General features: G+C 71.1%; 12 protein-coding genes. 10 read left to right on the top strand and 2 right to left on the bottom strand.

Annotation, left to right across the window (positions count from 1 at the left end):
• The first annotated feature begins 114 nt into the window (after window positions 1–114).
• Both AQJ27_RS06685 and AQJ27_RS06680 read left to right on the top strand, forming a co-directional pair.
• Window positions 115–879, top strand: coding sequence for an SDR family oxidoreductase (locus AQJ27_RS06685; RefSeq protein ID WP_067363233.1), 765 nt, complete (start codon window positions 115–117; stop codon window positions 877–879).
• Window positions 880–1,016: 137 nt separating this feature from the next.
• Window positions 1,017–2,021, top strand: coding sequence for a Gfo/Idh/MocA family protein (locus AQJ27_RS06680; protein ID WP_067363230.1), 1,005 nt, complete (start codon window positions 1,017–1,019; stop codon window positions 2,019–2,021).
• A 155-nt stretch (window positions 2,022–2,176) separates the two neighbouring features.
• Here the strand turns inward: AQJ27_RS06680 and AQJ27_RS06675 are convergent, their stop codons facing one another.
• Window positions 2,177–3,067: an NmrA family NAD(P)-binding protein gene (locus AQJ27_RS06675; RefSeq protein ID WP_067363227.1), complete on the bottom strand. Its 891-nt coding sequence runs from the start codon at window positions 3,065–3,067 to the stop codon at window positions 2,177–2,179.
• 118 nt (window positions 3,068–3,185) lie between these two features.
• Between AQJ27_RS06675 and AQJ27_RS06670 the strand changes: the two genes are divergently transcribed.
• Together AQJ27_RS06670 and AQJ27_RS06665 are read left to right on the top strand one after the other, a co-directional pair.
• Window positions 3,186–3,998 (top strand): LysR family transcriptional regulator, encoded by an 813-nt coding sequence (locus AQJ27_RS06670; RefSeq protein ID WP_067363224.1) that lies wholly within the window; start codon window positions 3,186–3,188, stop codon window positions 3,996–3,998.
• A 55-nt stretch (window positions 3,999–4,053) separates the two neighbouring features.
• A complete protein-coding gene (locus AQJ27_RS06665; protein ID WP_067363221.1) occupies window positions 4,054–4,914 on the top strand; it encodes a helix-turn-helix transcriptional regulator in 861 nt (286 codons plus the stop codon).
• A 54-nt stretch (window positions 4,915–4,968) separates the two neighbouring features.
• Here the strand turns inward: AQJ27_RS06665 and AQJ27_RS06660 are convergent, their stop codons facing one another.
• Window positions 4,969–6,609 (bottom strand): SWIM zinc finger family protein, encoded by a 1,641-nt coding sequence (locus AQJ27_RS06660; protein WP_067363218.1) that lies wholly within the window; start codon window positions 6,607–6,609, stop codon window positions 4,969–4,971.
• A gap of 780 nt (window positions 6,610–7,389) precedes the next feature.
• Between AQJ27_RS06660 and AQJ27_RS06655 the strand changes: the two genes are divergently transcribed.
• From AQJ27_RS06655 to AQJ27_RS06630, 6 genes are all read left to right on the top strand, one after another.
• Window positions 7,390–8,448: a lytic transglycosylase domain-containing protein gene (locus AQJ27_RS06655; RefSeq protein WP_079064838.1), complete on the top strand. Its 1,059-nt coding sequence runs from the start codon at window positions 7,390–7,392 to the stop codon at window positions 8,446–8,448.
• 54 nt (window positions 8,449–8,502) lie between these two features.
• Complete coding sequence (locus AQJ27_RS06650) at window positions 8,503–9,546, top strand: sigma-70 family RNA polymerase sigma factor (protein WP_067363212.1); 1,044 nt, start codon at window positions 8,503–8,505, stop codon at window positions 9,544–9,546.
• Between the two features lie 212 nt (window positions 9,547–9,758).
• The gene (locus tag AQJ27_RS06645; RefSeq protein ID WP_067364685.1) at window positions 9,759–10,703 is read left to right on the top strand and encodes an ABC transporter ATP-binding protein; all 945 of its coding nucleotides are present in this window, start codon (window positions 9,759–9,761) and stop codon (window positions 10,701–10,703) included.
• Complete coding sequence (locus AQJ27_RS06640; RefSeq protein ID WP_060899959.1) at window positions 10,700–11,470, top strand: MlaE family ABC transporter permease; 771 nt, start codon at window positions 10,700–10,702, stop codon at window positions 11,468–11,470. Before AQJ27_RS06645 ends, AQJ27_RS06640 begins: the two co-directional genes overlap by 4 nt.
• 3 nt (window positions 11,471–11,473) lie before the next feature.
• A complete protein-coding gene (locus tag AQJ27_RS06635; RefSeq protein ID WP_067363210.1) occupies window positions 11,474–12,277 on the top strand; it encodes an MlaE family ABC transporter permease in 804 nt (267 codons plus the stop codon).
• A gap of 5 nt (window positions 12,278–12,282) precedes the next feature.
• Window positions 12,283–13,527, top strand: a complete 1,245-nt coding sequence (locus tag AQJ27_RS06630; protein ID WP_067363208.1) for an MCE family protein — start codon at window positions 12,283–12,285, stop codon at window positions 13,525–13,527.
• Window position 13,528 lies beyond the last annotated feature (1 nt).

The following is a 13,528-nucleotide window of genomic DNA, read 5'->3' as shown; positions in this document are numbered from 1 at the left end:
CAAGATCGAGGAGATCAATGAGGGGTTTTTGATGGTTCTCTGCGGATTGATTGACGGTCCCGACCTCATGAGACTGGCAGAAATGTCACCGCGCCGGAAGGCGGCAGCACACTCATGAACCAACTGCTCGAGGACAAGGTCGTCCTCGTCAACGGCGGCAGCCAGGGCGTCGGCGCGGGCATCGTGCGCGCGGCGCTGCGCGAGGGTGCCACGGTCGCCTTCACCGGGCGCCGCACCGAGCTCGGCGAGAAGTTCGCCGCTCAGACCGGTGCCACGTTCGTACGGGCCGATCTGACCGATCCCGCGCAGGCGCGTGGCAGTGTCGAGCAGGTCGTGGCCGCCCACGGGCGGATCGACTGCCTGGTGAACGCGGCCGGACTGACGTCACGCGGCACGCTCCTGGACACCACGCCGGAACTGTTCGACGCGCACGTGGCGATCAATCTGCGGGCGCCGTTCTTCGCGATGCAGGCCGCCGTCCAGCACCTGGTGGACCGCGGGGCGCCGGGCACCGTCGTCAACATCATCACGTCCTCGGCCCACGGCGGGCAGTCCTTCCTCGCCCCGTACGTCGCCGCCAAGGCCGGGCTCATGGGCCTCACCCGCAACGCCGCCCACGCGCACCGCTGGGACCGGGTCCGGATCAACGGCCTCAACATCGGCTGGACGGACACCGAGGGCGAGGAGGAGACCCAGCGCACCTTCCACGGCGCGGGCGACGACTGGCGGGAGAAGGCGGCGAAGACCCAGCCGATGGGCAAGCTGGGCCAGGTCGACGAGATCGCCGACTTCGTCGTCTTCCTGCTCTCCGACCGCAGTGGTGTGGTCACGGGCTCGGTCATCGACTGGGACCAGATCGTCTTCGGCGGACTCGACTGATCCCCTGCCCCTCACCGCACACCCCCTCGTTCCCTCCCCCCCTCCCCTCCCCTCCCCTCTCGCCTCTCCCTTCCTCCCCTCCCCTCTCGCCTCCCCCTCTCGGCGGGCACACCCTCACTGGCTTTAGGAGCAATCTCATGCGTATCGGCATCCTGGGACTGGGCCGGATCGGCGCCTTCCACGCGGCGACCCTCGCCGGGCTCGACGCGGTGGACACCCTGGTCGTCAGCGACCCTGTGGCGGCGGCCACCGCGGCGGCGGTGGAGCGGTTCGGGGCGACGGCGGTGGACTCCCCCGAGGCGGTGCTCGCCGCCGGGGTCGACGGCATCGTCATCGCGGCCGCCACCGACGCGCACCCCGCGCTCATCCTCGCCGCGGTCAAGGCGGGCATCCCGGTGTTCTGCGAGAAGCCGGTGGCGCGGACCGTCGAGGAGAGCCTCGACGTGCTGGAAAGCGTCCGGGACAGCGGTGTCGAGGTGCAGATCGGCTACAACCGGCGTTTCGACGCGGGCTGTGCGGCCGCCCGCAAGGCCGTGGTGAGCGGCGAACTCGGCAAGCTGCACACCGTACGGTCCACCACGCTGGACCCGGCGCCGCCGCCCGCCGCGTACGTCGCGGTCTCCGGGGGCATCTTCCGCGACTGCAGCGTGCACGACTTCGACATCGTGCGCTGGGTCACGGGCCGCGAGGTGGTCGAGGTGTACGCGGCCGGTGGCAACCGGGGTGCCGAGTACATCGCCGAGGCGGGTGACGTCGACACCGCCTCCGCGATCCTCACCCTCGACGACGGCACCATCGCCCTGGTCTCCAACTCCCGCCACAACGCGCGGGGTTACGACGTCCGCCTGGAACTGCACGGCATGCGCGACAGCATCGCCGTGGGCCTGGAGGACAAGCTGCCGCTGCGTTCCGTCGAGCCCGGCGCCACCTTCCCGGCGGGCCCGCCGCACGACTTCTTCATGGACCGGTTCGCCCCCGCCTACCGCGCCGAACTCACCGCCTTCACGGAGGTCGTCGCGGGCCGCGCCACCTCGCCGTGCACGGTCGCCGACGCCATCGAGGCCGGCTGGATCGCCGAGGCCTGCGCCCTTTCGCTGGCCGAGCACCGGCCCGTACGCCTGGAGGAGGTACGCGAGGTCTGACCGCCGGACGCAGCAGGGCCGGACGGCGCGCGCGAGGACTCGGGGCCGCCGTCCGGCCCTCGTGCGTCGCGGCCCCCGCGCGTCGCGGCCCTCGTGCGTCGCGGCCCCCGCGCGTCGCGGCCCCCGCGCGTCGCGGCCCTCGTGCGTCGCGGCCGTCAGGCGAGAACAACCGGCTTGAGGATCTCCTCGCACCACTGGCGGAACGTGGTGGGAGTGGTGGCCGCGGGGGTGCGCGGTTCGGCGTTGTCGAGGCCACGGTCCTTGGCCGTCATCATGTCCGCCATGCCCTGCGCCATCGCCTCGGACATCCCCCGCCGCGTCAGTGTGTCCCTGAACGACTCGACGGGGACGTACTGGAACCGCACCGGCCTCCCCAGCACCTCGGACATGATCCGGGCCATGTCCTCGAAGGACAGGTCCTCGGGCCCGAGCACCGGGACCTCGTCCTGCCCGCTCCAGGAGTGGTCGAGCAGCAGCCCGGCGGCCACGGCGGCGATGTCGCGGGTGGCACAGGTCGGCGCCTTGAGGTCCCCGGCGACGGGCTGGAAGAACACGCCCTGGCTCGTGATCGCCTCGACCTGGCGCAGCATGTTGTCCATGAACGAGGGCAAAGTCAGCGCCCGGTAGCCCACCCCCGTACCCGCGATCAGGTCGTCCATCGCCAGGGACGCCGACACCAGCCCGGCGTTCCCTGGCACCCCGCGCCCCAGTGCCGAGATCCCCACGACCCGTCGAACCCCCTGCCTCTTGAAGGCGTCGCAAGCGGGCCTGCTGAAGTCCACATAGACGTCCTCGACCCGCGCGGCCCGCGGGTTCGGCGGCGCCAGCCAGAAGACGCTGTCCGCTCCGGCGAACGCCGCGTCGACGACGTCGGGGTCGCCGTGCGAGCCGACCACGACCTCGACCCGCTCACGTACCCGCGGCGCGAGCCGGGAGGGATCGCGCGCGATCACGCGAACCGACTCCCCGCCGTCGAGAACGTCACCCAGGACGATGTCGAGGACCTGGCGGCCGATCTGCCCGGTGGGCGCAGTAATGACGATCACGAAAAGGAACCTCCTGAGGAACGGCGAACGGGCTGCCCGAACACCACACCCGGTCACTCTGCGCGCGCCGCACATCACGCGTCCAATACCTCTTCGGGCACATTGATACCCTCAGGGCATGGATCTGGACCTGCGCAAACTGCGGTACTTCGCGGCCGTCGCGCAGCACGAGCACTTCGGCCGCGCCGCCGCACAACTGCACATCGCACAGCCCGTACTGAGCCGTCAGATCCGTGCGCTGGAACAGGAGTTGGGCTGCGTGCTGCTGGTACGTACGACCCGCAGCGTGCGTCTGACCCCGGCCGGCCGGCAACTCTACGAAGACGCGCCGGGCGTACTCGCCGCCGCGCAGGCCGCCACCCGCCGGGTGCACGGCGCCGCCCGCGAGGACCGTCTGGTCGTCGGCTTCGCCCCCGGTCTGAGCGTCTCCCCCGCGGTCCGCGCGTTCGCCCGGTCCCACCCCGACGTCGAGATCGAACTGCTCCACCTGAACTGGTACGAGAAGAGCGAGGCGCTCCGGGACGGCCGGGCCGACGTCGGCTTCCTGCGCCACCCCTTCGACGCGGAGGGGATCCACACCATCCCGGTGGGCAGCGAACCGAAGGTCGTATGCCTCCCCACCACCCACCCCCTGGCGTCCCGCCGCCGACTGACCCTGGCCGCCCTCGAAGGCGAGACGATCCTGGACTTCCAGGCGCGCCGCACCGCGACGGTCGAGGAGAAACTCGAACTCGTCGCGGCCGGGCGCGGCATCGCACTGCTGCCGCGCAGTGTCGCCCGCTCGTACGCACGCCCCGACCTCGTGAACCGCCCGGTGACCGACGCCCCACTGACCGAGATCTGCCTCGCCGTACTCGAGAGCCGCCGCGACGGACACCTGAACGACTTCCTGACCACGGCGACACACGCACTCTCCGAACACCGCTCCTGACGCTCCCTCCGGGGTCGCCGCCCGGGTTCCTGCGAAAGTTGCGAAAATAGGGGCCATGACGCGCAACGCATCCACCGAACTGGGCGAATTCCTCAGGGCCCGGCGCGCGGAGCTCACCCCCCGTTCCGTGGGGCTGCCCGGCGGGACCGTCCGGCGGGTGCCGGGCCTGCGCCGGGAGGAAGTGGCCATGCTGGCCGCGATCAGCACCGACCACTACACGCGCCTGGAACAGGGCCGCATCCAGGCGTCCGAGCCCGTCCTGGACGCCATCACCCGCGTCCTGGACCTGGACGAGGACCAGCGCGCGTACGTGTTCGAGCTGGCCGGCAAAGAGCCCGCCCGCCCGCGCCCGCAAGGCGTGCAGAAGGTCCAGCCGCAGTTACGGCGGCTGCTCGACGACCTCGTCTCCATCCCCGCCATGGTCCTGGGCCGCCAGATGGACGTACTGGCGTGGAACCCCCTGGCCGCCGCCCTGATAGGCGACTTCGCCCAGATCCCTGCCGAGGAACGCAACTACGCCCGAATGGTCTTCTCCCCCGCCATGCGCAAGCTGTACGCGGACTGGGAGACCACGGCCCGCACGACGGTCGCCCAACTCCGCATGGAGGCCGCCCACAACGCCGGCTCCCCCCGCCTCACCACCCTCGTGAACGACCTCTCCGAGCAGGACCCCGACTTCCGCCGCTGGTGGTCCGCCCACCACGTGGCCGCGCGCACCACCGGCACCAAGACCCTCAACCATCCGATCGCCGGCACCCTCGTCCTCGAATGGGACACCCTCACCGCCAGCACCGACCCCGACCAACAACTCATCATCTGGACCGCCACCCCCGACACGCCCACGCATGAGGGCCTGCGCTTCCTCGCGTCCTGGGCGGCGGGGGGCCAGGAGGCAGGGCGGGGCACCTCGGGCTGAAGCCACCCAGGGTCTGATGGGTGAGCTGGGGCGTGCGGCTGCCGCCGCCCCTGCTCACAGACCGTGTTGTTCCATCAGGCGCATGAGGTTCCGCTTGCGTTTCTGGGTGGTGCGCAGGGCGGCGACATACGCGCTGAACTCGTCCGGTGTGCCCAGACGGCGGTGGCAGTCGCGCATGCCGAGCAGCATGCTGACGAGCTGCTCGTAAACCGCGTTGCCGGTCTGCAGCGTGAGCGGCTCGGCCAGGCGCAGGTAAACGCCGAGCGCGTCGGCGGGACGGGCTGCGCAGGCCTGGTCGGCGAGTGTGAGCCACTGCCGGTCATGAGCATCGGCTTCGATGGCGGCCTGCCAGGCGGCCTCGACATCCTTGTCGTCGAGCAGAGCGTCAACCAGGACGGGCCCGCCGTACCAACCCCCGTGCCGCCGCCCCGCATCCTCGCGCAACAACGCCAGCGCGCCCACGCGTTCGGCCTGCCAGCAGTCAACGGCCCGTGCGGCGGCGCGCAGTTGCTGGTAAGCGAGCAGGGAGCGCCGGGCGCCGAAGTGGTCGCGGCGCAGGCTGACGGCGTCGGGGAGCCGGGCCGCCTGCGCGTAACGCCCACAGAGATCGTCGACGAGGGCGGTGTCGACGGCGCCGAGGTCCCGGGCTTCCCGGACGCCGCGTTCCGCCCAGAGCAGCGCCTCGTCGGAGCGTCCTGCCGTGTCCAGCTCGCGGGCGATGACCAGATGCGTGTGGCCGTTCGCCGCGAGGTCGGCCGCGTGCACGGCGATCACCGCGTCGACATCGCCTCCCGCCTTGGCCAGGCGCTCCATGAGGTACTTCTCCGCCCAGCCGGTGCGCTTGCGCCGCCACGCCCGGGTCGCCAGCTCTCGCAGGACGCTCATCCCTCCTGCGCCGAGGACATCCGCGTAGTCGAGCGGATCGATATCGGTGATGCCGTCGAAGTCGCCGAGCACATGGCCGACCAGCCAGCGGGCCAACTCCTCCGGGTCGGGGCGCGCCACACGGCACGCGTCGAGATGGGCGTCGGCGAGGGCCGCGCCGACCTGCCCGAGCCCTCCGTCGGAGTCGTCGACGCTCTCCACCGCCTCGGCCAGCAGCCGCATCGCCTCCCGCGCCAGGGTGATCGCGTCGGCGGCCCGCCCCGAGCCGCTGAGCGCCCCGATCGCGGACACCGCCTGCCCGGCCTGGTCGGCGTAGGCGCGGGCATCGCCGTACTCGACGTACCCGTACTGCGCGAACGGGCCGATGTCGAACAACTCACGGATGCGCTCCCGGACCGCGGCGAGGTCCCCGCGCGCACTCACGGCCCGCAGCTCCAGCCGACGCCGCAACTGCCGGTCCGCGTCGATCTGTTCCCGCACCAGGGCAAGCAACTCGTCCTTGGAGAGGCCGGACAGCCAGACGTCAAGGTCCCGCACACGGGTCCGGGCCGCCTCGCGCTGCCGCGGCAGGCTCTCCGACTGAGCAATCACGGTCAGACCGAGAGCGACCAGATGCTTGCAGAAGTTGCCCTCCAGTCCGTACGGACAGTCACACTCGCCGCCGAACCCGCCGGGCCCGTCCAAGGCCAGCTCCACCTCGTACCGCTCCGTACCGTGGACGGTCGCGCTGACCCAGCCGTCACCGACCTCAACCCCGGACACCGCATCGAGATACCCGAGCCCGCGCTCGAAGGAACGAGGACCTGCCATCGCCTTGAGGTTCGCCTCGGTGAGGCTGCGCCTAGCTCTATCCACCCTGCCCAGGTTACGTACTTGATGTCCCGTCAGCTCAAAGATAGGAAGGAGCACGAGCTCTCTGCGAGCGGAGCAATTGGCTGGTTGGCGTGGAACTGCGCACACGGCTCCGGAAGCCGTAACCGCGATCCTGCCACGCGACGGACAGACAAGGTGCGCCCCAACTGTTGGTACGCGGCTGACCTGCCGTGCATACGGAGCCAGCTATGAACTGTTGATTCGAAGCCCCTAGTGGTGCGTCAGAGCCCGCTGCTCCTCGTCGACGCGCTGACGGCCCGGTGGGGCACTGAGCCATGGCCGCCGTCCGGCAAGGTCGTGTGGGCGGAGATCGGTCTTCCACGCCCTGTGCTCACTGCTTCCGCATCCCCCGCTCAGCCCTCAACCGGGGCTGCACCAGAGGCAGCAAACTGATTACGGAAGGCGTCATTAGGGAAGGGCGGATCCGCGATCAAGGACGCGCGGCCGAGGAGCTCATCGAGCAAGCCGGGCTCGGTGCGGCTTGCAGGGGTCAAGTCCTCGGCCGGCCCGCGCAAACACTGGCCTGACACCGCGAAGCCCTCGCGTCGGCCACGCGTCCGCCGGGTCCTCGAGACCGCACCGCCCCGGCCGCCCGGGGAGATCTTGACGGACGCGCGTGCGGACCCCGTTTCCCGAAATCGGCCCGCTCCGCGCGACGGACCCGCCGCCCCGCCCCGTAGAGCAGACGACATCAGCTCACAGGGAGGGGAACGCGACGTGGCAGGGCACAGAGTCAGAGGCGCCAGGGGTACGGCGATCGCGGCGGCGGCCATGGCGGCGCTGACCGCGTCACAGGCGCCGGGGGCGGTCCCGGCACGGGCCCCCGTACCCCCACGGCAGGCGCCCGCCGAGCAGGGGCCGAGCGTGTCGGGCGACACCCGGTACCGCACCGACCTCCCGCCGCTGCGGACCCGGGAACGCAGGGGCGAGGCGTCGGCGGCGGGTGCCGCGCTGCCGGCGAGCGTGTTCGCCGCCTACCGGCACGCCGAGACGGAACTCGCACGCACCGCGCCCGGCTGCCGGCTGCGGTGGCAGTTGCTGGCCGCGATCGGCCAGGTGGAGTCCGGTCAGGCGCGCGGCGGTCGGGTGACAGCGGACGGTACGACCGTGGCGCCCATCCTCGGGCCGCGGCTGGACGGCGGCGCCTTCGCCGTCATGCGGGACACCGACGGCGGCGCGTACGACGGGGACGCGGCCTACGACCGGGCGGTCGGACCGATGCAGTTCATCCCGTCGACCTGGGCCCGCTGGGGCACGGACGGCAACGGCGACGGGCGGGCCGACCCGGACAACGTCTTCGACGCGGCGCTCGCCGCCGGGCACTACCTGTGTGCGGGCGGACGAGACCTCTCCGACCCGGCCGAGCTGGACCGGGCGGTCCTCGGCTACAACCACTCGGAGACGTATCTGCGCACGGTCAGGGCCTGGTACGCGTACTTCCTGGATGGGTACCGGGTGGTGCCGGACAGCTCCGCGAGGGCTTCGGCGCACCCGGAGCCGTCGCGGCCACCGTCCACGCCGAAGCCCTCGCCGACACCGTCCGCCCGTCCGAGCGCCGTCCCCTCCCCGACACCGTCCGCACGTCCCTCGCCGACCCCCGGCACGTCCCGTCCGGCGGGCGGAGCCACTCCGCCGGAGAAGCCCCAACTCCCCTCGCCCGTCACGGACATCGAACTGCCCGGCGACGACCTGCTGCCCAGCGGCGGTCCGCTGACCAGTAACAGCGGGGACTCGACGGCCTCCGCCCCCTCCACAACCGCGACTACCGGGCGGTAATGTCACCACCCGCCGGACGGCACAGGACCGGCGGGTGAGCGCAAAGGGGCCCTCATGGCGACGGACATGCCGGACATGCCTGCGGAGATACAGGCGGCCCACGACCGTTGGCAGCGCATGTGGAGCCACCGCGAGCAACTGCTCAAGGTGGCCCGGCGCAGGTCGATGAGCCCGGAGGACGCCGAGGACGCGGTGCACGAGGCCATGCTCCGCGCCGCGGAGCGCCCCGACCTGGACGACGAGCGCCTCGGCGGCTGGCTGACGACCGTGACCATGCGGCTGTGCGTCGATCGGTATCGCCAGGTCAACCGTGAGGCCGAGGTACACCGCAGCCCCACGCTCGCCGCGCCGGGTCCGGTGCCCGTCGAGGAGGCGGTGTGCGACCGGGCCGAGGCCAGGTGGCTGGCCGTGCGCAGCGGGGAGCTGCCCGCGCGCCAGGCCGAGGCGCTCCGGCTGAAGTCCGAGGGCCTCGACGTCGGACAGGTCGCCGTGCGCATGGGGCTGAGCTATCGCACCGTCGAGTCGCTGCTCGCCCGGGCCCGGCGCACGCTGCGCAACTCGCTGGCCGGAACGCTGGGCCTCGTCCTGTTCCTGTGGGGGCGCGGCAAGCTGCGCGCGGGCGGACACGCGCAGGCCGTGGCGGTGACCTCGACGGCCGCGACCCTGGTGGTGGCGGGGTTCGTGTTGCCGTACGTCCACGACGGGGACAGGCAGGGCACGGCTCCCCGACCCTCCGTGTCCCGCATGGCCCAGGCGACCACGCAGACCGTCCGGCCCGACGGCGTCGGCCCGGTGGCCGCACCGAACGCCCGTGATCTGTCGGCCGCCTCGGCGTCCCACGCGGCGACGCCGACGGTGCCGCCCGGCGATGACGACCGGTCGTTGCTGCCTCTGTCGGTGCCACCGCTGCCGGACGCCTCGCTGTCGCCAGTGCCGTCCGTCCCCGACGTCCCCGGCGTGTCCGACCTGCCGAGCGTGCCCGGACTCCCCGATCTGCCGGCCACGTACACGGTCCCGACGACGCCTCCGGCCCTCCCGGAGGCTCCCGCCACGTCCTCCGCCCCGCTCGACGTACCGACCCCGACCGCGCTGCCGTAGAACCGCCGGAAAGCTGTCGTAGAACCGCCTGAAGCTGCCGCAGAACCGCCGGAAAAAGGACTGCCGTAGAACCAGCGGAAAAGCGCGGCCGTCGAGCCGCCGGAAACCCGGCCGCAAGACCCCGAAAAAAATCCGCCTCCGTCGCGACGGACGCCCAGCCCCTCCCCGTAGAGCAGATGTCGGAGCTGCTCCACGGCCGAAGGGTGGACCGGATGGGTGTCGAGATCTGTGTGGAAGGGCTGACCAAGTCCTTCGGTCACCAGGTCATCTGGCAGGACGTCTCACTGACGCTGCCCGCCGGGGAGGTCTCGGTCATGCTCGGCCCCTCGGGCACGGGCAAGTCGGTGTTCCTCAAGACGCTCGTCGGACTGCTGAAGCCGGACCGGGGTTCCGTGAAGGTCGCGGGCCGGGACATCACCAAGCTGCGCGAGCACGAGCTGTACGAGGTGCGGAAGCTGTTCGGGGTGCTGTTCCAGGACGGCGCGCTGTTCGGCTCGATGAGCCTGTACGACAACATCGCCTTCCCGCTGCGCGAGCACACCCGCAAGTCCGAGAGCCAGATCCGGCGCATCGTGCTGGACAAGATGGACATGGTCGGGCTGATCGGTTCGGAGGGGAAGCTGCCCGGCGAGATCTCCGGTGGGATGCGCAAACGGGCCGGGCTGGCACGAGCGCTGGTCCTCGATCCGGAGATCATCCTGTTCGACGAACCGGACTCGGGCCTCGACCCGGTGCGCGTCGCGTACCTCAACCAACTCATCGTCGACCTCAACGCGCAGATCAACGCGACGTTCCTGATCGTCACGCACGACATCGCCTCGGCCCGCCAGGTGCCGGACAACATCGGGCTGTTGTTCCGCCGTGAGCTGGTCATGTTCGGGCCCCGTGAGGAGCTGCTGACCAGCGACGAGCCCGTCGTACGACAGTTTCTGAACGGCCGGATGCAGGGGCCGATCGGGATGGCGGAGGAGAAGGACGCCGCGCAGGTCGAGCAGGAGCTGGCGCGGCTCGGCGACGCGGACCGCAAACCCCGCCACGTCGGCAACGACATGACGCCGCGCCTGATGCCGGGCCCCGGCATCGCCCGTCCGCCCCGCTGGGAGGCGATCGCGAGGCGCGAGGCCGAGCTGCACCGGAAGGCGGTGACCGGCGCATGAGGCTGTCACCCACCGGGGCGCTGAGGCACTCGGGGAACCTCTTCGCGATGGCGCTGGACGTCGTCCGGACCATGCCCCGACGGCCGTTCCAGGCGCGGGAGTTCATCCAGCAGGCCTGGTTCGTCGCGAGCGTCACCATCCTGCCGACGGCCCTGGTGTCCATCCCCTTCGGCGCGGTCATCGCGCTGCAGATCGGCAGCCTGACCCGGCAACTCGGCGCCCAGTCCTTCTCCGGGGCCGCCTCGGTCCTCGCGGTGCTGCGGGAGGCCTCGCCGATCGTCACAGCGCTGCTGATCGCGGGCGCCGGCGGCACGGCGATCTGCGCGGATCTCGGGGCGCGGAAGATCCGCGAGGAGATCGACGCGATGCAGGTGCTGGGCATCGACCCCATCCACCGGCTGGTCGTCCCGCGGGTCCTGGCGTCGATGGTGGTGGCGGTGCTGCTCAACGGCCTGGTGTCGGTGGTGGGCGTCGCGGGCGGCTACTTCTTCAACGTCGTCCTGCAGAACGGCACGCCGGGCGCGTATCTCGCTTCCTTCACCACGCTCGCCCAGCTCTCCGACCTGTGGGCGGCGGAGATCAAGGCGCTGGTGTTCGGCGCGATCGCCGCGATCGTCGCCTCGTACAAGGGACTCAACGCGAAGGGCGGCCCGAAGGGCGTGGGCGACGCGGTGAACCAGTCGGTGGTGATCACCTTCATGTTGCTGTTCGTGACGAACTTCGTGATGACCGCCGTGTACTTCCAAGTCGTTCCGCAGAGGGGCTGAGTCATGGCGCTGCTGAATCGTCTGGAGGAACTGGGCAGCCAGCTGTCCTTCTACGGCCGCTCGTTGGCGTGGACGGGCCGCACCGTACGCCGCTACAAGAAGGAGATCCTGCGGCTGCTCGCCGAGGTGAGCTTCGGACGCGGCGCCCTCGCCGTCGTGGGCGGCACGGTCGGCGTCATCGCCTTCCTGTCGTTCTTCACCGGCACGGAGGTGGGCCTCCAGGGCTACGCCGCGCTCAACCAGCTCGGCACCTCGAACTTCGTGGCGTTCCTCTCGGCGTACTTCAACACCCGGGAGATCGCGCCACTGGTGGCGGGGCTCGCCCTGTCCGCGACGGTGGGTGCCGGGTTCACGGCGCAGCTGGGCGCGATGCGGATCAGCGAGGAGACGGACGCCCTGGAAGTCATGGGCGTGCCCTCGCTGCCGTTCCTGGTGACCACCCGGATGATCGCCGGTTTCGTGGCGGTGATCCCGCTGTACGTGGTCGGGCTGCTGTCCTCGTACTTTGCCGCCCGCACCATCACCACCGGCTACTACGGGCAGTCGGCGGGCACCTACGACCACTACTTCCAGCAGTACCTGCCGCCGGCCGACGTGCTGTGGTCCTTCGGGAAGGTGCTCGTCTTCGCCGTCCTGATCATCCTGGTGCACTGCTTCTACGGCTACTACGCGAGCGGCGGCCCGGCGGGCGTCGGCGTGGCCGTGGGCCGTGCCGTGCGCACCTCGATCGTCGCGATCAACGTCCTGGACTTCTTCCTGTCGCTCGCGATCTGGGGCGCCAACACGACCGTACGGATTGCGGGGTGAGCCGTATGAGAGTGCTGAGACTGCGGTTGTACGGCGTCGTGTTCCTCGCCGTGCTCGCGCTGCTGCTGTCCCTGTCCGTCGCCGTCTACCAGCAGGTGTTCACCCCGGCCGTACGGATCGAGCTGGAGGCCGACAGCATCGGCAACCAGCTCGATCCCCGCGCCGACGTCAAGCTGCGCGGGCTGCTGGTCGGCGAGGTGCGCGCGGTCCACGCCGACGGGACGAAGGCGACGCTCGACATCGCGCTCAAGCCGGAGTACGTCGCGTCCATCCCGTCCGACGTGCACGCACGCCTGCTGCCCAAGACCCTGTTCGGCGAGAAGTACGTCGACCTGGTCGCGCCCGCGCGCTCTGCGCATTCATCAGCTCGGCCCATCCGCGCCGGGGATGTCATCACCCAGGACCGCACCCGCGTCGGCATAGAGCTCCAGCAGCTGATGAACGACCTGCTGCCGCTGCTGCGGACCGTGCAGCCCGGCAAGCTCAACGCCACGCTCTCCGCGTTCGCCACCGCCCTCGAGGGGCGCGGCGACCGGATCGGCGACAACCTCACGCGCGTGGAGGGCTATCTGCACCGGCTCAATCCGCACCTGCCGTCCCTCACCGAGGACTTCGCGCGGCTGGCCGATGTCGCCGAGGTGTACGGCGACGCGGCTCCCGACCTGATGGAGATCCTGCGCAACACCGTCACCACCAGCCGCACCCTGGTCGAGCAGCGGGACCGGCTCGCGTCCGCGCTCACCACGACGGCCACTGCCGCGGGCACCGCGGACGACTTCCTCGACGCGAACGGCGACCGGCTGATCACCCTGGGCCGGGTCTCCCGCCCCACGCTCGACCTCTTCGCCCACTACTCACCCGAGTACCCGTGCCTCTTTGCCGGCCTGGTGCGCGAGGAGCAGGCATCCGAGCAGGCTTTCCGGGGCGGCAAGATGCACATCACGCTCGAAGTCGTCCGCCAGCAGGGGGCGTACGAACCCGGCGAGTATCCGCGCTACGACGATCGGTCGGGGCCCAACTGCCGCGACCTGCCCCATCCGCCGGTGCCCGCGCCCGGGGTCCACCTCAATGACGGTTCGGCGAAGGGCAGTTCGCCCGTTCCGGGCGGCGTCTCCGCCACCCGGGCCGAACAGCGCGCCGTCGGCTCGCTCGTCGCGCCCGTCATGGGCGTGCCCACCGACGAGGTACCGCCGGTCGCGACGCTGCTGTTCGGACCGATGGCGCGCGGGACGGCGGTGAGCGTCGCATGAG

This window comes from Streptomyces olivochromogenes (assembly GCF_001514115.1).
Taxonomy (GTDB): domain Bacteria; phylum Actinomycetota; class Actinomycetes; order Streptomycetales; family Streptomycetaceae; genus Streptomyces; species Streptomyces olivochromogenes.
This window is presented reverse-complemented; position numbering and strand designations above follow the sequence as displayed.